Origin of the sequence: uncultured Campylobacter sp. (genome assembly GCF_938045775.1) — a bacterium.
In the GTDB taxonomy this organism is placed as follows: domain Bacteria; phylum Campylobacterota; class Campylobacteria; order Campylobacterales; family Campylobacteraceae; genus Campylobacter_B.
The window spans coordinates 1-22,187 of sequence record NZ_CALIBH010000126.1; the positions used below are offsets into that span (position 1 = coordinate 1).

23 protein-coding genes and 1 pseudogene are annotated in these 22,187 nt (G+C 49.2%); 18 read left to right on the forward strand and 6 right to left on the reverse strand.

Features of this window, described 5'->3' with window-relative positions:
- Together Q0238_RS04785 and Q0238_RS04790 are read right to left on the reverse strand one after the other, a co-directional pair.
- Positions 1–1,067 (reverse strand): transglutaminase domain-containing protein (locus Q0238_RS04785; RefSeq protein WP_297943399.1); only part of this gene is annotated, 1,067 nt, incomplete at its 3' end.
- A gap of 420 nt (positions 1,068–1,487) precedes the next feature.
- Positions 1,488–2,543 (reverse strand): transglutaminase domain-containing protein, encoded by a 1,056-nt coding sequence (locus Q0238_RS04790; RefSeq protein ID WP_297943401.1) that lies wholly within the window; start codon positions 2,541–2,543, stop codon positions 1,488–1,490.
- A 107-nt stretch (positions 2,544–2,650) separates the two neighbouring features.
- On the opposite strand from Q0238_RS04790, the gene cmoB reads away from it, so the two are divergent.
- On the forward strand, positions 2,651–3,544 hold the full coding sequence (gene cmoB, locus Q0238_RS04795) for a tRNA 5-methoxyuridine(34)/uridine 5-oxyacetic acid(34) synthase CmoB (RefSeq protein ID WP_297943403.1): 894 nt from the start codon (positions 2,651–2,653) through the stop codon (positions 3,542–3,544).
- A 564-nt stretch (positions 3,545–4,108) separates the two neighbouring features.
- Here the strand turns inward: cmoB and Q0238_RS04800 are convergent.
- A complete protein-coding gene (locus Q0238_RS04800; RefSeq protein ID WP_297943405.1) occupies positions 4,109–4,708 on the reverse strand; it encodes an MBL fold metallo-hydrolase in 600 nt (199 codons plus the stop codon).
- A gap of 95 nt (positions 4,709–4,803) precedes the next feature.
- Here Q0238_RS04800 and nadE point away from each other — a divergent pair, with 95 nt between their 5' ends.
- From nadE to cmoA, 14 genes and pseudogenes are all read left to right on the forward strand, one after another.
- Positions 4,804–5,607 (forward strand): NAD(+) synthase, encoded by an 804-nt coding sequence (nadE, locus tag Q0238_RS04805; RefSeq protein WP_297943407.1) that lies wholly within the window; start codon positions 4,804–4,806, stop codon positions 5,605–5,607.
- Positions 5,608–5,617: 10 nt separating this feature from the next.
- The gene (locus Q0238_RS04810) at positions 5,618–6,754 is read left to right on the forward strand and encodes a DegT/DnrJ/EryC1/StrS family aminotransferase (RefSeq protein ID WP_297943409.1); all 1,137 of its coding nucleotides are present in this window, start codon (positions 5,618–5,620) and stop codon (positions 6,752–6,754) included.
- Entirely contained in the window at positions 6,747–7,793 is a 1,047-nt protein-coding gene (lpxK, locus tag Q0238_RS04815; protein WP_297943411.1) for a tetraacyldisaccharide 4'-kinase, read from the forward strand. Before Q0238_RS04810 ends, lpxK begins: the two co-directional genes overlap by 8 nt.
- Before the next feature lie 18 nt (positions 7,794–7,811).
- Positions 7,812–8,669: an acetylglutamate kinase gene (gene argB / locus Q0238_RS04820; RefSeq protein WP_297943413.1), complete on the forward strand. Its 858-nt coding sequence runs from the start codon at positions 7,812–7,814 to the stop codon at positions 8,667–8,669.
- A gap of 121 nt (positions 8,670–8,790) precedes the next feature.
- Positions 8,791–10,344, forward strand: coding sequence for a threonine synthase (gene thrC, locus Q0238_RS04825; protein ID WP_297943415.1), 1,554 nt, complete (start codon positions 8,791–8,793; stop codon positions 10,342–10,344).
- Positions 10,341–11,063 (forward strand): 3-deoxy-manno-octulosonate cytidylyltransferase, encoded by a 723-nt coding sequence (kdsB, locus tag Q0238_RS04830; protein WP_297943417.1) that lies wholly within the window; start codon positions 10,341–10,343, stop codon positions 11,061–11,063. Before thrC ends, kdsB begins: the two co-directional genes overlap by 4 nt.
- The gene (locus tag Q0238_RS04835; RefSeq protein WP_297943418.1) at positions 11,053–11,259 is read left to right on the forward strand and encodes a hypothetical protein; all 207 of its coding nucleotides are present in this window, start codon (positions 11,053–11,055) and stop codon (positions 11,257–11,259) included. The genes kdsB and Q0238_RS04835 overlap by 11 nt, the downstream gene beginning before the upstream one ends.
- Complete coding sequence (gene ligA / locus Q0238_RS04840; protein ID WP_297943420.1) at positions 11,256–13,262, forward strand: NAD-dependent DNA ligase LigA; 2,007 nt, start codon at positions 11,256–11,258, stop codon at positions 13,260–13,262. Before Q0238_RS04835 ends, ligA begins: the two co-directional genes overlap by 4 nt.
- Positions 13,259–13,774 carry a hypothetical protein gene (locus Q0238_RS04845; protein ID WP_297943422.1) on the forward strand — a complete coding sequence of 172 codons (516 nt, stop codon included), beginning with the start codon at positions 13,259–13,261 and terminating at the stop codon, positions 13,772–13,774. Before ligA ends, Q0238_RS04845 begins: the two co-directional genes overlap by 4 nt.
- Entirely contained in the window at positions 13,771–15,009 is a 1,239-nt protein-coding gene (locus tag Q0238_RS04850; protein ID WP_297943424.1) for an SAM-dependent methyltransferase, read from the forward strand. The genes Q0238_RS04845 and Q0238_RS04850 overlap by 4 nt, the downstream gene beginning before the upstream one ends.
- Complete coding sequence (locus tag Q0238_RS04855) at positions 14,999–15,511, forward strand: lipocalin family protein (protein WP_297943426.1); 513 nt, start codon at positions 14,999–15,001, stop codon at positions 15,509–15,511. Before Q0238_RS04850 ends, Q0238_RS04855 begins: the two co-directional genes overlap by 11 nt.
- A pseudogene (locus Q0238_RS04860) lies at positions 15,511–16,566 on the forward strand (riboflavin kinase); the annotation flags it as partial. The gene Q0238_RS04855 and the pseudogene Q0238_RS04860, both read left to right, overlap by 1 nt.
- Positions 16,567–16,701: 135 nt before the next feature.
- A complete protein-coding gene (locus tag Q0238_RS12265) occupies positions 16,702–16,911 on the forward strand; it encodes a riboflavin kinase (RefSeq protein ID WP_363317124.1) in 210 nt (69 codons plus the stop codon).
- A 940-nt stretch (positions 16,912–17,851) separates the two neighbouring features.
- The gene (gene cmoA, locus Q0238_RS04865) at positions 17,852–18,556 is read left to right on the forward strand and encodes a carboxy-S-adenosyl-L-methionine synthase CmoA (RefSeq protein WP_297943430.1); all 705 of its coding nucleotides are present in this window, start codon (positions 17,852–17,854) and stop codon (positions 18,554–18,556) included.
- A 294-nt stretch (positions 18,557–18,850) separates the two neighbouring features.
- Here the strand turns inward: cmoA and Q0238_RS04870 are convergent, their stop codons facing one another.
- From Q0238_RS04870 to rpsO, 3 genes are all read right to left on the reverse strand, one after another.
- Positions 18,851–19,309: a hypothetical protein gene (locus Q0238_RS04870; protein WP_297943432.1), complete on the reverse strand. Its 459-nt coding sequence runs from the start codon at positions 19,307–19,309 to the stop codon at positions 18,851–18,853.
- 67 nt (positions 19,310–19,376) lie between these two features.
- Positions 19,377–19,532, reverse strand: coding sequence for a hypothetical protein (locus Q0238_RS04875; protein WP_297943434.1), 156 nt, complete (start codon positions 19,530–19,532; stop codon positions 19,377–19,379).
- 539 nt (positions 19,533–20,071) lie between these two features.
- Entirely contained in the window at positions 20,072–20,344 is a 273-nt protein-coding gene (gene rpsO, locus Q0238_RS04880) for a 30S ribosomal protein S15 (RefSeq protein WP_297943436.1), read from the reverse strand.
- 104 nt (positions 20,345–20,448) lie between these two features.
- Between rpsO and Q0238_RS04885 the strand changes: the two genes are divergently transcribed.
- Genes Q0238_RS04885 through Q0238_RS04895 form a run of 3 tightly spaced genes read left to right on the forward strand, consistent with a single transcriptional unit; the run spans position 20,449 to position 22,143 of the window.
- Positions 20,449–20,862 carry an Rrf2 family transcriptional regulator gene (locus Q0238_RS04885; protein ID WP_297943438.1) on the forward strand — a complete coding sequence of 138 codons (414 nt, stop codon included), beginning with the start codon at positions 20,449–20,451 and terminating at the stop codon, positions 20,860–20,862.
- Positions 20,859–21,911, forward strand: coding sequence for a DHH family phosphoesterase (locus Q0238_RS04890; protein ID WP_297943440.1), 1,053 nt, complete (start codon positions 20,859–20,861; stop codon positions 21,909–21,911). The genes Q0238_RS04885 and Q0238_RS04890 overlap by 4 nt, the downstream gene beginning before the upstream one ends.
- A complete protein-coding gene (locus tag Q0238_RS04895) occupies positions 21,901–22,143 on the forward strand; it encodes a hypothetical protein (protein WP_297901012.1) in 243 nt (80 codons plus the stop codon). Before Q0238_RS04890 ends, Q0238_RS04895 begins: the two co-directional genes overlap by 11 nt.
- Positions 22,144–22,187 lie beyond the last annotated feature (44 nt).

The window sequence follows — 22,187 nt, forward strand, 5'->3', positions numbered from 1 at the left end:
AGCTCTTTCGATCTGTAATCGTAGCTAAAATCTTTCGGAGAGTAATAATTAAGCGTGTTGCCGTCCACTTCGCCGTAAGGATAGCCGAAATTATTGATCGGAAACTGCGCTGGGCGTGGGCTTAGCGTGAAGTCTCTGCCGTAGTTAAAGCCGATCCAGCACATCTCCCAGTTGCCGAATAAATACTCACGAATTTTAGCAAGCTTGCTGTCATCATTGCTTAGCTTCTCGCCCAGCCGCACCTTCGTAACGTCTGCGGGATCGACCGGGATCCAGCCGTGGCCTTTTAGATAAAATTCCGCCCTGCAATGCTGCGCGCCCGAGATATGGCTGACGCCATCTTTAGGCGCGGCGCCCATTTGAGCGCTAAATCTTGACGCGCCGACGCGAATGCCAAACATCTCTCTTGCGGCGATGCCCTGCGCGCGGCAAAGTGCGACGAAAACGCTATTTATGTCGGTGCATTTGCCACTTAACTTGCCGCTACTTAAAATTTGCTTCACGTCCCCTAGCCCGCAGCCTAGCACGCTGTTATCGCGCTGCATAGTGTTTGCCACCCACGTATAAATCGCGCGCGCCTTTTCCAGATCACCCTTTATGTCGCCTGCGATCTCGTCTGATTTTTGCTTGACGATGCCGTCGATTTGAATTTGCGTGCTAGGCTCTAAAAACTTCGCCACCTCGGGGTTAAGCTTTTCGTTCGGATTAAATTTTACCTTGCTAAAGTCGGTATTTCGCTCAAAGGTCTCGACGCTAAATTTAATATTTAGCGTAGGCTTTGCCACCCCGACGTAGCCGGCATAGAGCGTCGGAATTTCGCCGTAGTCCACGGACGGATCGTTGAAATTGCCGTCAAATTTTACGTCGCTTACCTTTTGATATTCCGTGATGAGAGGAAGCGGTATCCAAAGCCGAGTCTGCTTGCCCTTCTCCAAAATTTCGTGATTTAGCGATAGCCCGAAAGTTCTCTTTTTGTCAATGACTTTTTCCCCGCCCAAAATGGTACTCGGAGTTGCCATAACGGCGCCTAAAATCGCAGTGTTTCTTAAAAAATCGCGTCTTTGCATGAAATGCCTTCAAAATAAAATGGCTAAGCCTTAGCCCTAATTTACGCGCTGATTTTAGCCTTTTGCGGCTTTGAAATCGCTAAATTTTAAAATTCCGCAAGCCGTAAATTTTAAAATTCTATCCATATTTAAAATTTCAAAATTTCGCTCGCTTTAAAATTTTAGAATTTTGCTCGCCGCGGAATTTTAAAATTTCAAAATTTCGCCCAAAGACATAGCGCGAAATTTCGCCAAAGCGGGCGTGATAGCCCGCAAACTAGGCGTGCAGGCAGTATGTATCAGGCGGCGTAGGCTAAACCACGCAAAAAGCGCCGCTGTCGCAAAGCCAAGCGTACGCTTAGATTAAACGGTTAAGCCTCGACGAAGCGCGGTAGCTTAGCTTAAGCAAAACGCGATAGCAAAATGTAAGCCGCCAAAGGACTAAATTTCGCGCGAAAAATACTCGTAGATAAAATTTTTAGGCGAGTATGGATCTTTCGGCGTGCCGCCCACTTCGCAATACGGATGCGAAAAAATTTCAATCGGAACGTGCGCCGGGCGCGGATTTAGCACGATTTCGCGAGCATAGTTAAAGCCCAGCCAGCAAGGCTCCCAGTTACCGAAAAGATACTCGCGCACCCGCGCCAGCTTAGAATCATCCTCGCTTAAGTTCTCGCCCAATCGCACCTTCGTAACGTCCGCGGGATCGACAGGTATCCAGCCGTGGCCTTTTAGATAAAATTCCGCCCTGCAATGCTGCGCGCCCGAAATTTCAAGCGCACCGCCACTTAGAGCGCCTATGACACCCATTTCAGGCGAAAATTTCTGCGCCGTGCCTGTGCGGATGCCGTAAATAGCGCGCGCAGGAATGCCCGCTGCCCTGCAGAGCGCGACGAACACGCTATTTATATCGGCGCATTTGCCGCTTAGTTTGCCGCTGCTTAAAATTGCCGCTGCATCGCCGCTGCCGCATGCGATCACGCTATTATCGCGGCTCATATTTTTAGCGACCCACTCGTAGATCGCGCGCGCCTTTTCCAGATCGCCTTTAAGCGAGCCGGTGATCTCGTCTGATTTTTGTTTCGTAGCGCCTTTTGCTGGAATTAGCTTTGAAGGCTTTAAAAACTCCTCAATCTCGGGGCTCAAGCGCTCATTTTCATTAAAGCTTACCTTGCTAAAATCAGTATTTCGCTCCGAAATTTCAATATCGAAGCTAAGCTCAAAATAATCGTCGTCTTCGCCTACGACACCTTGCTCGCCGTATTTGCCGACGCCCGCTCTTGCCTCTTTATCGGGTGTGAAGCGCGCGTAGTACGTGCTTATATGATCTCCGCAGATAGCCGACTCTTGCGCATTTGAGCGGGCATGATATTCGCCAAGCAACCTCTGATACGGCTCTTGCAGCACTAAAGGCAGCCAAAGCCGCACCTCTGCGCCACTACTTGAAATTTCGTGATTAAACCTGAGACTAAATTTTCTCGTTTTTGCTTCTTGCATTTTTTGCTCCTTTGCTTGAATTGTAAGTCGATTTTATCTCTTTGCGCCTTAAAATGGATAAAATTTTATGTTAAAATGGCGCTAAATTTTGAAATTTTAGGATTAAAATGGATCTGCAAAAAATCAGAGACGAGAACTTTAAAAAGCTGCAAAGCGGGCAAAACCGCGAAATTTTAAGCGCGATCGAGGCGCTGCAAATAGGCGAGTGCTGCTGCGAGTGCGGCGACGTCGTGCGTGCAAGCTTTAGCGCTAGCGCGGAGCAAGAGAATGAAATTTTGCGCATCGCGCAAGCGCTAAAGCCGTGGCGCAAGGGGCCTTTTGCACTGAATGATCTTTTCATCGACGCCGAGTGGCGAAGCTTCATGAAATTTAACCTGCTGCGGCCGTTTTTAAATCTGAGCGGCAAAACCGTCGCCGACGTGGGCTGCAACAACGGCTACTACATGTTTCGCGCAAGCGAGCTAGCGCCTGCGCGGCTAGTGGGGTTTGACCCGAGCGCGCTATTTTATCTGCAGTTTCGCTTCATCGAGAAATTCCTCCGTAGCGGCGCGAAATTCGAGCTTTTGGGCGTGGAGCATCTGCCCTTTTACGAGCACAAATTCGATACGATCTTCTGCCTCGGCGTCATCTACCATCGCAGCGACCCCGTAAAGATGCTAAAAGATCTGCGAGCCTCGCTAAATGCTGGCGGCGAGGTGTTTTTAGACACGATGTATATCGAGGGAGCAGGCGATTTCGCGCTGTGTCCGAAAAACAGCTACTCAAAAATTTCAAATATCTACTTCGTCCCGACCGTCGGCGCGCTGCAGAATTGGTGCGAACGGGCGAAATTTAAGGATTTTGAAATTTTGGCTCAAAAGCCCACGGATGCTAGCGAACAGCGCAAAACGGAGTGGATCGACGGGCAGAGCCTGGAGAATTTCCTAGACCCGCTCGACGACTCGCGCACGATCGAGGGCTACCCCGCCCCGCGGCGTATCTATGTGCGGCTTCGGGCGTGATCTGCGCCTTTAAAACGTTTTTCGTGCACCCGTGCACCGATATGAAATGAGATCTGTGTCTTTAAAAACGCGTAAAATTTTACTGAATTTATCGGCTTGCAGGGAAAATTTTGCATTCGACAGAGTGCGGAATTTAGCTAATTTAGCGGGCTTGAATTGGACTAGATCGCATTGTAACGGCTAGGATCGGTACACGGCGGCGCAAATTTTAAATTTTGCTTTTGCGTTACGTTTTGCTCGATGCGGCAGTACGAATTTTAAATTTCACCTTTTGCGTTACGCTTTGCACGCGCGGCAGCACGAATTTTTATTAAATTTAATCAAGCGGCGGTAAATTTTAAAATTTTATCTACGCAGCGCACGCCAATGCGCGCATCGTGCGAACTTATCGCAGAATTCAACGCTCGCAGCGGCAAATAAAGCTGTAAATTTCGGCGCCTGCAATGCGAGCAAAGCGGCATCAATTCCGGTGCCTGCAAGCAAAGCGGTATAAAATTTAACGCCGACCCGCTTCACACCGCTTCACACTTTTTTGCGCGACTAAGCACGGTTAAATTTAAACGATCAGCGCTCAAAAAATTGCAAAAAATATTTTAAATTTTGCCTCTCGGCCTGCAGGCTCGTATTTGGGCCGTGTCCCGGATAGAGCGTAAAATCACCCTTTATCTGCAAAATTTTATGCAAAGACTCTCTCATCTGCTCGCCGCTTGAAAAGGGAAAATCCCACCTGCCGATAGAGCCTTTGAATATGACGTCGCCGCTAAAGATGACCCCGCCCACTTCGATCATACAGCTGCCCGGCGTATGTCCGGCAAAAAGACTAAATTTAACGTTAAAGCCCGCTATTTCAAAGCTTTGCTCCTGCCCTTTTATGAGCACGTCCGCTTCTATGGGCTCGGGCATCGTCTCAAAGGGATCGATCCGCAGCATAAAGGCGTCTTCCTCGTGGATATAAATTTTAGCGCCCGCCTTTTGCAGCTTCGCATCGTCGTAAACATGATCGAAATGCCCATGCGTATTCAAAACCGCGGCGATCTTTCCCGTATTTTGCATCACCCAATCAAAGCTGCCCTGCCCCGGATCGATCACAAGATCGCCCTGCTCGCCCTTTAGAATGTAGCAATTCGTCACATATTCGCCGAAAGCTTTTTTTAAAATTTGCATTTAAATCCTCCTTTTAAGCTTAAATTAAAGCCGTAATTTAGCCAAAAATAGTTAAAATTCGCGCAATTTAACGTAAAATTTTAAGGCTAAATATTATGTTTTTGGACGATTTGCTGCCGCAACTGACCGATTTTTTATCGGAGAGACTCGATGAAACTGGTGCGGACGCCTTTGTAGTGGGTATCAGCGGTGGGCTTGACAGCGCCGTGGTTTCTGCGCTTTGTGCACTTACCGAGATTCCCACTTACGGGCTTATCCTACCTAGTGCGGGTTCAAATTTAGAAAATATGGCAGACGCGATCTTTCACTGCGAATCCTTTAATATCCCCTACGAGATCAAAGAGATCGCGCCATTTGTAGAAAATTTTACCGCTTTAAATCCCGGTGCAAGCGCTCTTCGCATCGGAAATTTCGCCGCGCGCGTGAGAATGAGCTTGCTTTATGATTACAGCGCGGCTAAACGCGGCGTAGTCGTAGGCACGAGCAATCTTAGCGAGAGAATGCTCGGCTACGGCACGATCTACGGCGATCTGGCCTACGCATTTAATCCGATCGGAGAAATTTTTAAAACCGATCTGTTTAAATTCGCAAAAATTTTATGCATAGACGATGCGATCATCAAAAAAGCCCCAAGCGCCGATCTATGGGAAAACCAAAGCGACGAACGTGAGCTTGGATACAGCTACGAGATCTTAGATAGCGTGCTAAGAGATATTTTTTCGCGGCCTAATCTAAGGACCAAATTTCGCTCGGGCGAGCAGATCTGCGCGGACGATCTGAAATATCTGAAAAACTCGCGCCACAATCAAGAGCTGGTGAAATTTATCGTCCGTAGAATTCTTAAAAATAATTTTAAGCTTCGCGCGCCCGCGGTCGCCCGCATAGAGCCCGCGCACTAAGGAGAGATTTATGAAAGAGATACCGTTTTATAAGGCTCAAATCGATAAAAAAGAGGAAGACTTAATTAAAAGCGCCCTCTACAACAGCGATATAAGATATAGCGAAATTTTTGAAGAGGATATTTGTAAATATTTCGGCGTAAAGCATGCCGTATCGACTACGAGCGGCACGACGGCGCTGCATCTGGCGCTTTGTGCGATGGATATTAAGCGCGGAGATAAAATTTTATGCTCCGTAAATTCCTTCCCCAACGTCGCCGAAGTGATCCGCCACTTCGACGCCGAGCCCGTTTTCGTAGATATCGATCCGATAAGCTTTAATATCACGAGCGAAAGCCTTGCTCGCACGATAGATCAGAACCGCCACAAGAAGCTAAAATGCGCTTTCATCTCGCACATCGCGGGGCTTGCTGCAGATATAGGCGCCATTAGCGAGGTCGCCAAAAGCGAAAATATCATCCTCATCGACGATGCGTGCCGCGCTATGGGCGCTACCTATAAGGGCGCAAAAATCGGAGCGCTTAAAAGCTCGCTCATATCGTGCTTTCAGATCAATCCTCAAGCGCAAGATGCGATCTCTACGGCAGGCTTTTTCGTTACGAACGACGATGAGATCGCAAGCGCCGCGCAAATTTTAAGAAACGGCGGCATCGTGGGAGACGCCTTTTACAAAGACGGCAATATGTCCTTTACCTACGACGTCGATCGCATCGGTCAAAAATACGATCTTAACGCTATAAATTCCGCCTACGCCATCGCACAGTTTGAAAAAACCGATACCTTTATAAAGCGCCGCAAGCAGATCGCCGCAGCCTACCGCGAACAGCTCGCAAACTGCCCGCACGTGACGCTTCCAAGCGACAGCGAGGAGCATATCTATACTCAATTCATCGTAAAGATCGACAAAAACCGCGACGATTTCGCCAAGGCGCTGATCTCGCGCGGAGTGAGCGTTTCGCTGCACTACGTGCCGGTGCATCTGCTAAGCTACTATAAAAGCAAATATAATTACAAGGTCAATGACTTTCCGAATGCGCTTAAAAACTATCAGCAAATTTTATCCCTACCGATCTACACGGCGCTTAGCGACGACGATGTGAGCTACATCTGCGAGCAGATCAAAGAGATAGCGCAAAATCGTGTTTAAACTCCTAATCGAGCGAAACCTATACGACCCGAGCCCCGCGTGGCTTGCGCTAGGGGTGATTTTAGCACCTCTTTCGCTACTTTATACGCTGATCGTCTGCCTAAAAAGGCTCTTTGCTAAGCCGCAAAAATTTAAAATTCCAATAATCAGCGTCGGAAATTTAACCCTCGGCGGAAGCGGCAAAACCCCGCTGGTGCGGGCGCTTTTTAAAGAATTTAACGGGGGGCTCAAAACATGTATCATCCTTCGCGGATACGGACGCAAAAGTAGAGGCTTGCTCGAAGTAGCGCTCGGCGGGCGGATACTTTGCGACGTGGGACAAAGCGGCGATGAGGCGATGGAATACGCGCTGTTTCTGCGCGGCGCAAACGTGATCATCAGCGAAGATCGCGCCGCAGGGATTTTGCGCGCGCAAACTCTCGGCTTTGAGCTCGTGATCTTGGACGACGGATTTTCTAAATTTAATATCTCTAAATTTGATATCTTGCTGCGTCCGCAAAGCGCGCCGAAGCTGCCCTTTTGCCTGCCCTTCGCCGCATATCGCTACCCGCCGTTTTTTTATAAATTTGCAGATTTCATACCCGCTCAGAGCGACATCTCGCAGGAGCTTAGGATCGTTTCGGCGGCGGATCTGCAAAGTAAGCTAAACGGCACGAATGAGATTTCAAATCTCGCCGCGGATAAAATTTCAAATTTGAACCCCGCGGCTGCGGATAAAATTTTAAATTCTAAAGAGGCGAGCTTTGAGAGATCCCGCACGATCTTAATCAGCGCTATCGCCAAGCCTTGGCGCTTGCAAGAGTTTTTGCCGCTCGCAAAAGCCCACGCATTTTTCCCCGACCATTATGATTTCAAAAAAGAGCAGATTTTAGAGCTGTTAAGGCGCGAGGATGCGGAGCATATCCTTTGCACGGCGAAAGATTACGTGAAATTAAGGGATTTGGGCGCGGAAATTTCGGTGATTTTGCTAAATTTAAAGCTAAGCGAAAACTTTATCCGCGAAATTCAAAACTACATAAACCAAGCTATGATAAAATAAGGTTTTTAAAGGAATTTTATGATAAAAAAGAGCAAAACCGCCGAAGTCATCATCTCCGCGCTGCCCTATATCCGTAAATTTAGAGATAAAATTTTCGTCGTCAAATACGGCGGCGCGGCGCAAACCGACGATGCGCTCAAGCTTGATTTTGCCCGCGACATCGTGCTTTTGCATATGGTCGGCATCAAGATCATCGTCGTGCACGGCGGCGGCAAAAAGATCAATCAGACCCTGGATAAGATCGGCGTGCAGAGCGAGTTTAAGGACGGTCTTCGCGTAACGAGTAAAGACGCGATCGAAATTACCGAGATGGTGCTAAGCGGCGCGGTGAATAAAGAGATCACGGCGCTTTTGAACCAAAACGGCGCGCCCGCGATCGGCATCAGCGGCAAGGACGGCGGGCTTTTGAGGGCAAAATTCCTCGATGAGAAAAAATACGGCTTCGTAGGCGAGATCACCGAGGTAAACACCAAACTGATAAACGACCTGCTGCAAAAGGACTATCTGCCGGTGATCGCCCCACTTGCGGGCGGCGAGACGGACGAAAACGTGAGCTTTAATATCAACGCCGATCTCTGCGCCAGCAGGATCGCAGCCGCGCTAAAAGCGAGTAAGGCGATATTTTTAAGCGACATTGACGGAGTGCTCGATAAAGAGGGAAATTTAATCAGCAAGCTTGATGCCGCGCTAATTTCGAAGCTTAAAAAGGACGGCACGATCGCAGGCGGCATGATCCCAAAGGTCGATGCGTGCCTGCAATGCGTGCGAAACGGCGCAAGTGCCGCGCATATCATCAACGGCAAAATTCCGCACTCGATCCTGCTTGAGCTTTTCACGGACGGCGGTATAGGAAGTTTGATAAAGGAAGAAATTTAGGCGCGAGCGCGGAGGCGGCAGGCTTAAAGCGGCGATGCCGCAAGTCCGCGCAAGTAGTCTAAGCGATCAAATTTAAAGCGCCTAGGCGGGCGTAAATTTTAAAATTTTAAAAAGGAAAAAGATGAAACTGGTTTCAACGAGAGATTTTTCGCAAAAAGCGGATCTTAGCTACGCGCTGCTAAATCCGAGCGCGAGCGGCGGCGGGCTTTTCAGCCCCGAGCGGCTGCCGCTTTTGAGCGAGGATTTTTTAAAGCAGTGCGAGGAGCTGAGCTACAAACAGATCGCGCTTAAAATCATCGAGAGCTTCGATTTTGACGTAAGCAGCGAAGTCTTTGAAGACGCGCTAAAGCGCTACGATAAATTTGAAAACCCCGCCTGCCCCGTCCAGATCAAAAAGCTAAGCGAAAACGCCTATATTTTGGAGCTTTACCACGGCCCAACGCTCGCGTTTAAGGATATGGCGCTGCAGCCCTTCGGCGCGCTTTTAAAAAGCATCGCAAAATCCAGAGGCGAGAAATTCTTAATAATGTGCGCCACGAGCGGCGACACGGGGCCTGCGACGCTAGAGGCCTTTGCGGACGACGAAAACATCAAAGCGGTCTGCCTCTATCCGCAGGGCGGCACGAGCGAGATACAGCGCCAGCAGATGGTCAAACAAAGCGCGGCAAATCTTAAAATTTTAGGCGTGCGCGGCAACTTCGACGATACGCAACGCGCGCTAAAATCGCTTCTGGCTGACGATGATTTCAAAAACGAGCTCGCGCGAGCAAATTTAAATCTAAGCGCCGCAAACTCGGTAAATTTCGGCAGGATTTTATTTCAGATCATCTACTACCTCTACGCTAGCATCTATTTCTCAAAGCACGGCGTATTGAGCTCCGAACGAAATTTAGACGAAAACGCGCAATGCCAGGCGTGCGGTAAAAATTTTAGCGCCGCAGCGGGCGCAAGCGGCGCGCAGAGCGTAAAACAGGGCTCTAAATTTAATACTTTCGACGTAATAGTGCCTAGCGGAAATTTCGGCAACGCGCTGGGAGTGTATTTCGCCAAAAAGATGGGCGCAAAGATCGGTAAAATCAAGATCGCTTCAAACGCGAACAATATCCTAACCGAGCTTTTTACGCGCGGCATCTACGATCTGCGCGGGCGCGAGCTCATCCGCACGATTAGCCCTGCGATGGATATTTTAGTTAGCTCCAACGTCGAGCGGCTGCTTAGCGATATGTTCGGCGATGCGCGCACGAGCGAGCTGATGCAAAGCCTGGCGCGAGATAAATTTTATCAGCTTAGCGCGAGCGAGCTTGCGAAGCTGCGCGAGGTCTTCGAGGCGGATTTTTGCGACGATGCGCAGTGCGCTAAGTTTATCAAACAAGAGAGCAGCCGCGGCGTGCTGATCGATCCGCACACGGCGACCTGCTTCAAGCTACTTGGCGAAAGCCGCCTAAATCTCGTCATCTCGACCGCGAAGTGGATTAAATTTACGCCGTCGATGATCGGCGCGATTAAAGGTAGAGCTTGCGAGGACGAGCGAGCCGATATGATCGCGCTTTCGAAGGAATTTCGCAGCGACATTCCGCCGCAGATCTCGCGCCTTTTTAGCGCGCCGCAGGTGCATTCTAGCGTCGTGGAGCAAAGCGAGATCAAAAACGCCATAATGGAGTGGATCAAAAAATGATAGTAATCCCCGCGCGCCTTGCTTCGACGCGCTTTAAAAATAAAATTTTATGTGAGTTCGGCGGCGTGCCGATGTTTATCAAAACGGCTCAAAATGCCGCCAAGGCAGACCGCGTGCTAATCGCCGTAGATGAGCCGCAAATTTTAAAGATCGCGCAAGATTACGGCTTTGACGCCGTTCTCACCGCGCGCGAACATCAAAGCGGTACCGACCGCATCGCTGAAGCGGTCGCAAACGCAGCGCTTGCGGAGAACGAGATCATCATCAATATCCAAGCCGACGAGCCCTTTTTTGAGAGCGAAAATTTGATTAAATTTAAAGATTTCGCTCACGAGGCAATCACGCAAAAGGGCGCATTCATGGCGAGCTGCTACAAATACATAAGCCCTCAGGCGGCGGAGGATCCGAATTTAGTCAAGCTAGTGCTTGATAATGCGGGCTTTGCGATCTATTTTTCGCGCTCGCTCATCCCCTACCCGCGCGCGGCATGCGAGTGCTACCTCGGACACATCGGCATCTACGCATACAGCGTGCGGAATTTAAAGCGGTTTTGCGCCCTGCCCGCCTCAGCGCTGGAAGATACCGAAAAACTCGAGCAGCTTCGCGCCATAAGCGCGGGCGAGAAGATCGCGATGCTTGGGATCGAAACTTCGAGCATCGGTATCGACACGCCGGCTGATTACGAGCGCGCGCTAAAGGAGTTCGGCAATGGAATTTGATCGCGCCTTTTTAAGCACGAAATTTAAAGCGAGCGGACCCACAAAATTTAACGATAACGAGCTACGCGGCACGGAATTTGGGATGCAGGGGTCTGCCGCGGAGCGTAAAATTCTAACGCGACGTAAAATTTTAACGGAACGCGGAATTCTAGCGACACACGGAATTTTAAAATTTAAAGATGCGAGCACAAGATGAATTACGATGAATACAGATCTGCGGTAGATACGCTAAATGCGTGGGCGCGGGCATATTACACTGACGATAAACCGATCGCGAGCGACGAAGAGTACGACGAGCTTTATTCGCAAGCGGAGAAATTTGAGGAGCAAAATCCCGCGCTCGCGCTGCCCTACTCGCCCACAAGGCGCATCGGAGGCGCGATCAGCGAGGGCTTTTCTAAGCTCGCTCACGGCGCGCAGATGTGGTCGATGGAGGATATTTTTGGCGACGCAGACCTTTTAGCGTGGCTGGCTCGCGGTGAGAAGAGCGGCGCGCAGTTTTACGTCGAGCCGAAATTTGACGGCGCGAGCTTAAATTTGACCTACGAAGGCGGCGTGCTGATAAGCGCGGCGACGCGCGGCGACGGGCTTATAGGCGAGGACGTAACGCAAAACGCAAGAGCGATCAAATCGGTGCCGCTTCAGATCCCATACGAGGGAAGGATCGAGATCCGCGGCGAGACGCTGATCGCAAAGAGCGATTTTGACGCGCTAAACGACGAGCGCGCCGCAAACGGCGAGAGTCTGTTTTCAAACCCGCGCAACGCCGCCGCCGGCAGCCTGAGGCAGCTAGATAGCGCGATCGTAGCGAAGCGAAAGTTAAAATTTATCCCGTGGGGGGTCGGCGAGCATTCCTTAAGCTTTGCACTGCACTCGCAGATAATGGAGTTCGTGCGCAGTCTCGGCTTTTTGCGCGACGAGTTTTGCCGCATCTGCAAGAGCGCGAGCGAGATCAGGGCTGCGTACGAGGCGCTGCATAGCATGCGCGCGAGCAAAGACCTGATGCTAGACGGCATGGTAATCCGCGTAAACGAGCTTTCAAAGTGCGCCCAGATGGGCTATACGGTGAAATTCCCGCGCTTTATGGTCGCGTATAAATTCCCCGCAGTCGAAAAGGTAACGCGGCTGCGCGAGATCAATCTGCAGGTCGGCCGCACCGGCGCGGTTACCCCCGTAGCCGTCGTAGATAGCGTAAATATCGACGGCGCGAACGTTTCAAACGCGACGCTTCATAATTTCGACGAGATCGCGCGGCTGGGGCTGATGAAAAACGATTTCGTGGGCATCATCCGCAGCGGCGACGTGATCCCGAAGATCACGAGCGTTTACAAACAGCGCAGAGACGGCACGCAGAGTGAAATTTTGCGCCCGGGTCGCTGCCCGGTTTGCGGCGAGAGGCTGCTTGACGAAGGCGCGCTCATAAAGTGTCAAAACCTCGATTGCAAGGCGCGCGTGATAGGCTCGCTGATCTATTTCTGCTCCAAAAAATGCATGAATATCGAAGGGCTAAGCGACGCGACGATCACGCAGCTTTTTGAAAGCGGAAAAATTTCAAAGATCGGCGATATTTACGCCCTCGGCGCGCAGGATTTGGCGGATCTTGAGGGCTTTGCAGATAAAAAAATTTCAAATCTTTTGGGCGCGATAAATGCGAGCAAAAACGCGCCGCTTGAGCGCTTCATCGCTTCTTTGGGGATCGAACACATCGGCGAGGTAGCCGCGCGCAAGATCGCCGCGGCATTCGGGCAGGATTGGCTGGATGCGAGCGAGGATGAAATTCTGCGGCTGGAGGGCTTTGGAGAGGCGATGGCAAGGAGCCTAGCGGAGTTTTGCAAGATAAATCGCGAAAAAATTCTAAATTTAAGCGAAATAATCACGCCGCGCGCGCCCGAGATGCAGACCGCCAAAAGCGTCTTCACGGACCGCAGCGTCGTTATCACCGGCACGCTCAGCCGTCCGCGCGACGAGTTTAAGGCTAGACTTTTGGCGATGGGCGCGAAGGTGCAGGGCTCGGTATCTGCCAAGACCGACTTCGTGCTTGCGGGTGCAGAAGCGGGCTCCAAGCTGCAAAAAGCTCGCTCGCTTGGCGTGCGGGTGATCGACGAGAGCGAGTTTGAAACGCTTGCGAGCCTGGCGACGCCCGGTGCAAATTCGCCTAACAAGAGCAAGCCTGAAGCGCTTGCGGGGAGCGGCGAGTGAAGGTTTTTTGCTTGGCGCCGAATCCGCACGCAAACAGCGCGGGGTTAAATTTTAAAAGCAACCTCCGTCCTGCGGCGCTTGCGCGTTTTACAAAGCGCGAGAATTTTAAAAATTTTGTAACGCACGAGCAAGTGGCAAAAGCGACAAATCGAGAGGCGGTTTCTACGAGACGTACGGGCTATACCTGCAGCGGCGCTAAAACGGCGCGCACGATGCCGATAGATACGGCTGCAAGCAAGAATATCTCAAATTTTGCGCCGCTCAAACACTGCGCCGATAGGAAAAATTTTAAAATTTTCGCTAGCGGCAAGATAAAATTTACAACGCACGGCGAGTTAAAATTTACAATGCGCGGTATGGCTAAATTTACGGCACCGCGCGGGTTAAAGTTTGAGCCTTGCGGTGCTGCTGTACGCGACTTTGCTTTGCGCGATAAAATTTTAAGCTCTAGGCCGTGCAAAAACTGCGCAAGCTTTAAAATTTCACCGCCGCGCGGAGAAGAGACAAAATGAGATTTGATCTGCTCGTCGCAAATACGCTTAAAATCAGTAGAAATCAGGCTGCCGCACTGATAAAACAGGATAAAATTTTGCTGCGAGGCGCCGTGCAAAACAGACCCTCCGCGCAGATCGCGCCTGAGCAGAGCGGCGAAATCAGTACTGCCGAGCAAATTTACGTAAGCAGGGGCGCGCTCAAGCTTGCAGGCTTTTTGGACGAGCTCGCCGAAAACGGGCTTTTAGCAAGCTGTGGCGCAAATTTGCCTAGCTCGGCGGCAGAAATTTCAAAGCCATGCAGCGCCGCAAAGGGCGCGGATAGCAAAGCGGCAGCGATACAATGGAAAAGCGAGGTAGCGACGCAAAAAGCAGGCGAAGTAACGACGCAAATTTCAAGTGCAGATTTTGCGGCTACGGATAAAATTTTGAGCGCAAACGAGACGACCGAAATTACAAGTGCGACGGCGGCAAAGATCGCAGAAACAAATACCGCGGCGATCCGTACCGCAAAAACCAGCGCCGGAACGGCGAAACTTTTGCAAACCGATGCAGGCAAGCAAACAGAGGGATATTTACAGATGAGCACAGGCACCGAGACGGCAGGACTTTTGCAAATGGATGCTGGCGCCGAGACGCCAGAGATTTTAAATGCGGCGAAAGCCTCCAAATCGGGCGGCAATGCGGGCGCGTGCTGCAGTGAAGGCAGCGCGAAGCTAGCACAAACAAAGCCCTCGCAAAAAGATATTTTAAATTTAGCTGGAGCCGATGTTTTGGACGTGGGCAGCAGTACCGGCGGATTTGTGCAGATTTTATTGCAGCGCGGCGCAAAGAGCGTGACCGCGCTTGACGTCGGCAGCTCGCAGCTAAGCGAAATTTTGCGGCGCGATCCTCGCGTGATCGTGCGCGAAAACACCGACATCAGGGAGTTTGCAAGCAAGAAGAAATTTGATCTCATCACCTGCGACGTGAGCTTCATCTCGCTAAATTTGATCTTAAAAAGCCTCGCAAGCCTTGCAAAAAGCTCTCTCATCGTGCTATTTAAGCCGCAATTTGAGGTCGGCGCGGAGATCAAGCGAAATAAAAAAGGCGTGCTCAAGGACGAAAAAGCGGTGTGCGCCGCGCGAGCGAAATTTGAGCGGCTATGCGCCGAGCTGGGGCTTGCTGTGCTGCACGCTAGCGCCTGCAAAATCACGGGTAAAGAGGGAAATAGGGAATTTTTCTATCTTCTAAAAAGGATGAACGATGAAATTTAAAAACTTAATTATATTGGCGTTTTGCGCGCTATTTTTGGGCTCATGCGCTAAAAGCTTAAACCCCAAAGCGCCGCTGGTAAAAAATTTCGACATCTCTAAATTTAGCGGCGGCTGGTATGAGATCGCTCGCATGAAGGGCGGTGGCGAGCTGCAAAACACCGCGTACGAGTGCTTTATCGATAAAAACTCCACGATCAATCTTCTAAAAACCGCCAAAACAAGCTCAGGTAAAATCGAAAACGAGCAGCACGTATTGGAGTTTGCGGGCGATAAAAACGTAGGTCTGCTCTATCAAAAAGGTCTGATTTCCGACTCCCTCTACCGCGTGGCGCAGGTGGACGGCGACTATCGCTACGCCCTGATCTTCGGCGCCGATACGAGCGAGCTGTATATCCTCTCGCGCACCAAAACCCTGCCTGAGCCGATCCGCATCCTATATCTAAAAAAGGCGAAGCACAGCGGCTACGACACCAAAAAAATCGTCTGGACGAAGCAGAAGTAATGGCTAATCAAAAATCATGTAAAGACCATACAGAGGCTTCGCTGCGGAACTTTAAAGAGCAAAATTTCGTATCGCAGAATTCCAGCTTGAAAAATTTTACGGAACAGAATTTCACAAGCAATGGAGAAAATTCATCTCAAAATATCAAACGTCCAAGGCAAGAGTTGAGCGGAAATAAAACCGGCGATGCGCACCGCGCAGATGAAGCAGACACCGACACCTCTTGCAGCAATGAAACGACTTTTGGCAGTAAAACGACTTATAACGACGCTTGCAGCAATGACGTAGACGTGCAGGCTCAAGGCACGCTTCCTGCTTGTGCGGAAGTGCTGCGTGCGCGCCTAAGCGAGCAGTTCACACGTGGCGAGATTTTCGCAACGCTGCAAGGCGCAAACCGCGATAATGTGCGCGCTGTAGCGATCGGTAACTTCGACGGCATGCACCTTGGACATCAAAAATTATTTGAGCACCTAGGCGAGCACGGCGCAATAATCGTAATCCTAGCAGGTGGTGGCACGAAGCTAACCCCTTTTGCGTCACGGCAGGCGTTTACGAACAAAAAGATTTTTTATTGCGATCTACGCACTATCAAAAGCCTTAGCGGAGGCGAATTTATCACACTTTTAAGGCAGAATTTCATAAATTTACAAAAAATTGTCGTCGGCGAGGACTTTAGATTTGGGCGTGATCGGGCGTGGGACGTAGAATTTTTAAGGCGCGAATTTCGCGGGCAAACCTGCGTTGTAGGGGAGTTTTGCTTAAGCGGCGGCGGCGTGCATTCAAGCAAGATCAAAGAGCTTTTATCGCGCGGACGGTGCGAAGAGGCGGCGGAACTTTTGGGGCGAGATTACGAGATCTGCGGGCGGATCGTGCGCGGTCAGGGGCGCGGGGCGCGGGAGTTTGTAGCGACGCTAAATCTTGATGCCAGCAGCTATTTTATGCCAAAAAGCGGCGTATATGCGACCCTGGTGCGCGCCGGAAGCAAGGAATTTGCAAGCGTGAGCTTCTTGGGACATAGGCTCAGCACCGACGGAGCTTTTGCGATTGAAACGCACATTTTAGAGGATTTTGCGGGCTTTGAAGCGGGTTTAAATTCCGCGCAAGATCGCGCGCCGTGCTGCGGGGGGCAAGCCGCACATTCTGCGCAAAATTTAGATGAAATTTCGGCTCGTAATTCGGCTAAAATTCCTATGCAAAATTTTGCGGCGAGCGAGAGCTTGGACGCCGAAAATAAAATTTTAGAGGCTGCGGACAAAAACAGCGGCGCGAAATTTGCTTGCGTGAAATTTATAAAGTTCCTACGTGAAAATCGCAAATTTAGCGATCTAGCGCAGCTTAAGGAGCAAATTTTAAAAGACGCTTCAGAGGCGGAGGCGGTACTACGAAGCCGCAAATTTTAATCTACAGCTTGTAAGCTTAAAGATGAAATTTGCGAGCTGTGTGCTTGAAATTTGATGTGTCTGCCCGCGTTTTGCATCTACGGCGCATTAAATGAGCCGTCTGCGTTGTCCCGTATAAAAGTAGTGTGCCCGTTGTCACTGAGAATACTTGGTACACCGTCTGCGTCTGCGATGCCATATGGGAAGTGTACACAAAAGCGGCGCGCAAGCTGCTAAAAAGTCGTTAAATTTTAACGACGTACCGCCTGCAGGACTTTAACGCACCTTGAGCTTCAGCTCATGCAAAACAAGGCAAGTGCAAGCTGCGCCGAGAATTGAGAACGATAAAAAATCTTAGTTGTGTTGCAAAGCTTTAAAATTCGGCAGGGCTGAGCTTCTGAGCAAGAGCCAAGCGGCTAAATTATGCGCATAGTCAAACGTAAAATTTTGCCAAGCGCCTCTATTTTTGCAGCGCGTAAAATCGCAAAATAGGCGTAAAATTCTACTAATAAAGCTTTGACTATGCTTTTAGTTTAAGTTCGTAATTAAAGAATTTAAAGAAGCTGTTTTGGCAGTGCGAGATTTGGCGGCGTAAAATTTAATTCTGAGAAATTCCAAGCCCGCTAAATACGGCGCAAAATTTTAAGGATGTATTTGCGCGGCGCGGAATTTTAGAGTCTGTCAAGCAAGACGTGAAATTTAATCATGCATCGAGCGTATTTGGGCTAGAAGTTGGACGCAAACTGGGATACAGCTCGCTCGCATCAAAAGCGCTCATGCTGCGTTTAAAATTTAGGTATGCTTACGCACGGGGCAAACTAAGCGCAAAAATTCCATGCGTAGCGGTCGCAAATCGAGTGTCGCGTAAGCGCAGAAAGCACGGCGTGAGAATTCTGCGCTTATCATGCGCAGAAAATATAAATTAAGTACTGCGCGAATAGCGAAACTAAAAAGGAAACGGATGAAAGACGAAATTTTTAAAGAGCCTATCAAAAAACAGTTCGAGTTTGACGCCAGCGTCGCGTCGGTTTTTGATGATATGATCGGGCGCAGCGTGCCGTTTTATGAGGCTAGCACGCGGCTTAGCAGCGAGCTTTTGGCGAGGATACTGCCGCAAAAGGCCCGCGTGATCGATCTTGGCTGCTCGACTGCGACCGCGCTGCTGGCGCTGTTTGCGCTGCGCCCCGATCTACGGCTGTGCGGCATCGACAGCTCGGAGGCGATGATACAAAACGCCCGCGCCAAGGCGGCGGCGTTCGGCGCCGAGCTCGAGCTTAGCGTATCGGACGTGCTGGATGCGAGCTTCGCGGACTGCGACGCCGTGATCATAAACTACACGCTACAATTTATCAGACCGCCGCGCCGCGCTGCGCTCGTGAGTAAAATTTACGACGGATTGCGCGAGGGCGGAGTTTTGATCTTTAGCGAAAAGATCGTCTACGAAGAGCCTGCGCTGGCGCGCCGGATGATCGAAATTTACGAGGATTACAAGCGCGCGCAGGGCTACTCGCGCTACGAGATCGCACAAAAACGCGAGGCGCTTGAAAACGTGCTCGTGCCCTACACGGAGGCGGAAAACCGCGCCTTGGCGCTAAGCGCGGGCTTTAAGCGCGTCGAGAGTATCTTTAAATGGGCGAATTTTATGAGCTTTGCGGCGTTTAAATAGGCTTTAAATTTATACAAAACAAGAAATTTGCAATTTGCATATTTTTGGATTTTTACAATTTTCATAGTAATAGAATTTTAAAATTGTATGTACTAGGATTTTAAAACAACCTTATACGCTGAAAATAAGGCGTGCGTATAGTTTCGAATCGCACGCCCGAAAGGATAAAATTTAGTTTTAGTATATTGACACTTTTTTCTAAGTAAATTTCAAACCGCACGAAAAATATAACTTCAAATGCGACTAAAATTTTAAAGCTATTTCGTCTTTATTCGCTGTGCCTCTGAAGTTACTTCAATTTGTTCTTGAGGGCTTGCGTTTATGATTAGCTGTTTCTTCGTTGACTTTTTCACCTGCAACGCGATTTTCAAAATCGTCTAAGAAGCGCTTTGTGTCATCTAAAATTCCTTCATATTCGCGTAATTTCTTGTTATAAACTAATAACTTATAAGTTTTAGATGTCAAAATATCGCCGCCTATCGCACCTATTATAAACGACGCGATATAAGACCATTGAAAATAAAGCCCATTGCATATAAGACCTAATACTCCACCTGCAATGACGCCATAAAATACCAAGTCAGCGGCAAATTTAGGTTTAAGACTTTCGGTGTCAGCCAAGATTTGATTTTCGTTGCTTATATTTCTAGTTACATTTTTAGTAACGCCACAATCCATATAACCGCCGTTTCTTTCCGCATAACCAGCCATTTCATCGCCATCTACAATTGCGAAATTTTCACCTAAAGCCACCCTAAATAAATCCTTACCCAGTCCTTTAAGCTGAAAAGTCCATATATGCGTGTGCGTGGTGCTAGTTCTAGTAGTCGTATAAAGCTGTCGTATTGGTATTAATTCTACCACCATAAACAATGTCACCACTACTTGAGCCATACACATTCGTATCGGTTTCACTACTCATATTCGTAAGCACCTCTTTTTTTGCGTTGATTGCGATGCCGTGAAAATAATCCATTAATAATCCTTTAATTAAAAATAAAATTCGTGAATAGTACGCCTCCCCCCATTAAAATTCGCTGAATTTTTTATAAAGCGAAATTTTAAATAGATGCGGCGGCATTTTTCGCTTAAATTTTAAAAGCGAGCTAGACAACCCGAGCAAAAAATTTAGATCCGAACGGCAATAACAGCGGCAATTCAAGCGATAAGAATTCAGATAATTTAAATGGCGAAAATAAAACGATAGGCGTAATTTAAAATGTCAAAATTTTGCAAGCCACTAGCAGGAAGCAAGAAAGTTGCGGCAAAGCAAAAGCATTACATCGAGACAAAGGCGTTCGCCGAAGCGAGAAATGTTGCGTCAAGACAAGGCGTTGCGGACAAGCGAATGGCGAACGGATGAATTTTAAAACGTTAAAATTTGGCGACACTGCATTTTAGAATTTCAAAACCGCAATCGCTGAAATTCCAGGCATAAAAAAAGCGTCCGCCGTTTGACGGACGCCGTGTATAAAACCGCAGCAGGCAAGCAGATGCCGCCGCGAGCGAAGGGGATTATTTATCTCTTAAGCCTAACTCGCTAACGAGCTTGGAATAAACTGCGTAGTCTTTGTTTTTAAGATATTTCATCATTCTTTTGCGCTGACCTACTAGCTTTAGCAGTCCTAAGCGAGATGAAAAATCTTTCGGATTTGCTTGCAAATGAGTGGTAAGAAGCGTGATCCTCTCGGTAAGAAGCGCGATTTGCACCTCCGCAGAGCCCGTATCTTTCTCTCTTCTAGCGAATTTCGCAACTATCTGTGCCTTTTGAGCCGTGTCTAAAGCCATGATGACCTCCTGATCGGTAAAATAGGAAGCGATTATACTTAATTAACCTAAATTTTTGCTTTCTTTGTGTAAAATGCAGGCTTTGACACCAAAGGAGAAAATAAATGCTTTTTACAAAAGCAAGCGAATACGCCCTGCTTTCAATGATCTGCATCGCGGGTAAGGAGGAATCGATGGATGTCGATTCGATATCTAGCGAGCTTGGAATTTCACGCAGTTTTTTGGCTAAAATTTTACAAAATTTGGCTCGCGCGAGACTTCTAAATTCCTTCAAAGGCGCCAAAGGCGGCTTTGTACTCGCGCGCAATGCGGACGAGATCACGCTAAGCGAGATCATCAAAAGCGCCGAAAAACGCAAGGCGACGGTATTTGACTGCACCGCCGAGGGGATCGACGCCTGCCCAAACGGTCGTACGCTGTGCCGCGTCAATCTAATGTTCGGCGAACTTCAGGAGAAGGTCGATGAGTATATGGATACGATCACGCTAGCAAACATCATCGGCAAAGAGCGCAAATGAAAATATATCACCTAAGCCACACCGATCTGGATGGCTACGGCGCGCAGTTCGTCGCGGCGCACTATTTGACGGATGTGGAATTTTTCAACGCCAACTACGGCAAGGAGATAAACGAAAAATTTGAGCTCATCCTCGAGCGCATTGATGAGCGGCTTGCCGCAGACGCAGATGAAAAAAGCCTAGTTTTAATCACCGATCTAAATTTACTGCCCGCGCAGTGCGAGAAATTTAGCGGCGAACTGGCGCGCCGCAACGCCCGCGTGATCCTTCTAGATCATCATCAAAGCGGACTTGAGTGCACGAAGAAATTCCCGTGGTATTTCTTGGACTCGTCGCGCTGCGCCACGAAGATAACGTATGATTTTTTCAGCGCGATGTTCGGCGGCGAGACGCGGCTGGATAAGCTCGTGCGCGTCGTAAACGCCGTGGATATCTGGCTGAAAGAGCAGAGCGAGTTTGAGCTCGGCAAAGTCTGCCTCGGCATGGTCTCAGGCGCGAAAGAGATCAATAAGATCATGTTTGAGCGGGAGAGCAGGGATTATATCTTTTTCTTGCTGGAAAAAATCTTTAAATTTCAAGACGAGCCAGACGCTCACATCGCGCTAGATAGCGCGCTGCACGGCATAAAGAAAGAATTTTTTAAAAGCGAGCGCGACGATACGCTAAGCAATCTCGTCTCGCATTTCGTAGTCGCCCGTCTAAGCGCGCAAAAGCAGCGCTTTGGGATCAGCTATCTCGATAAAAAGGGCATTTTGACCTACAATATCGGCAACGCAAGCGTCATCGGCAACGACTTTTTGACGCAAAACCCCGATATTGATTTCTTCATCGACGTAACGAGCAAAAAAACGCTCAGCTTCCGCGCCGACGGCAAGATCGACGTAAGCGAAATGGCAAAGCTGCTTCTCGGCGGCGGCGGGCATGTAAACGCGAGCGGCGGGATGTTTGCGGGCTTTAAGGACGCGAGCTCATACGAAGCCGTAAAGGCGCAAATCGTGGATCTGATCGAGAAAAAAACTCAAATTTCAAAGGAAGAAGATGAAAAATAATGACGAAAAAATCGCCGAGCAGGACCTCATCTACGAGATTAATATCCTGCTTGACGCGATGCTGCTTTATGCGGGCGTGAAGCGCGAGCGGCTCGCCGATGCGGCGCAGCTGTATATCGAAAATATCGACACAGTGCTTGCGAACTCGGACGCTAGCGGCGCGGACGAAGTGATCGCCGTGGTGGAGTTTTTGCGCGGCAAACACGCAGAGTTATTTGAAAATAAGGGCTAGCTCGCAAAATTTCGCGAGCTAGAATTTTACGAAGCGCAAACTAT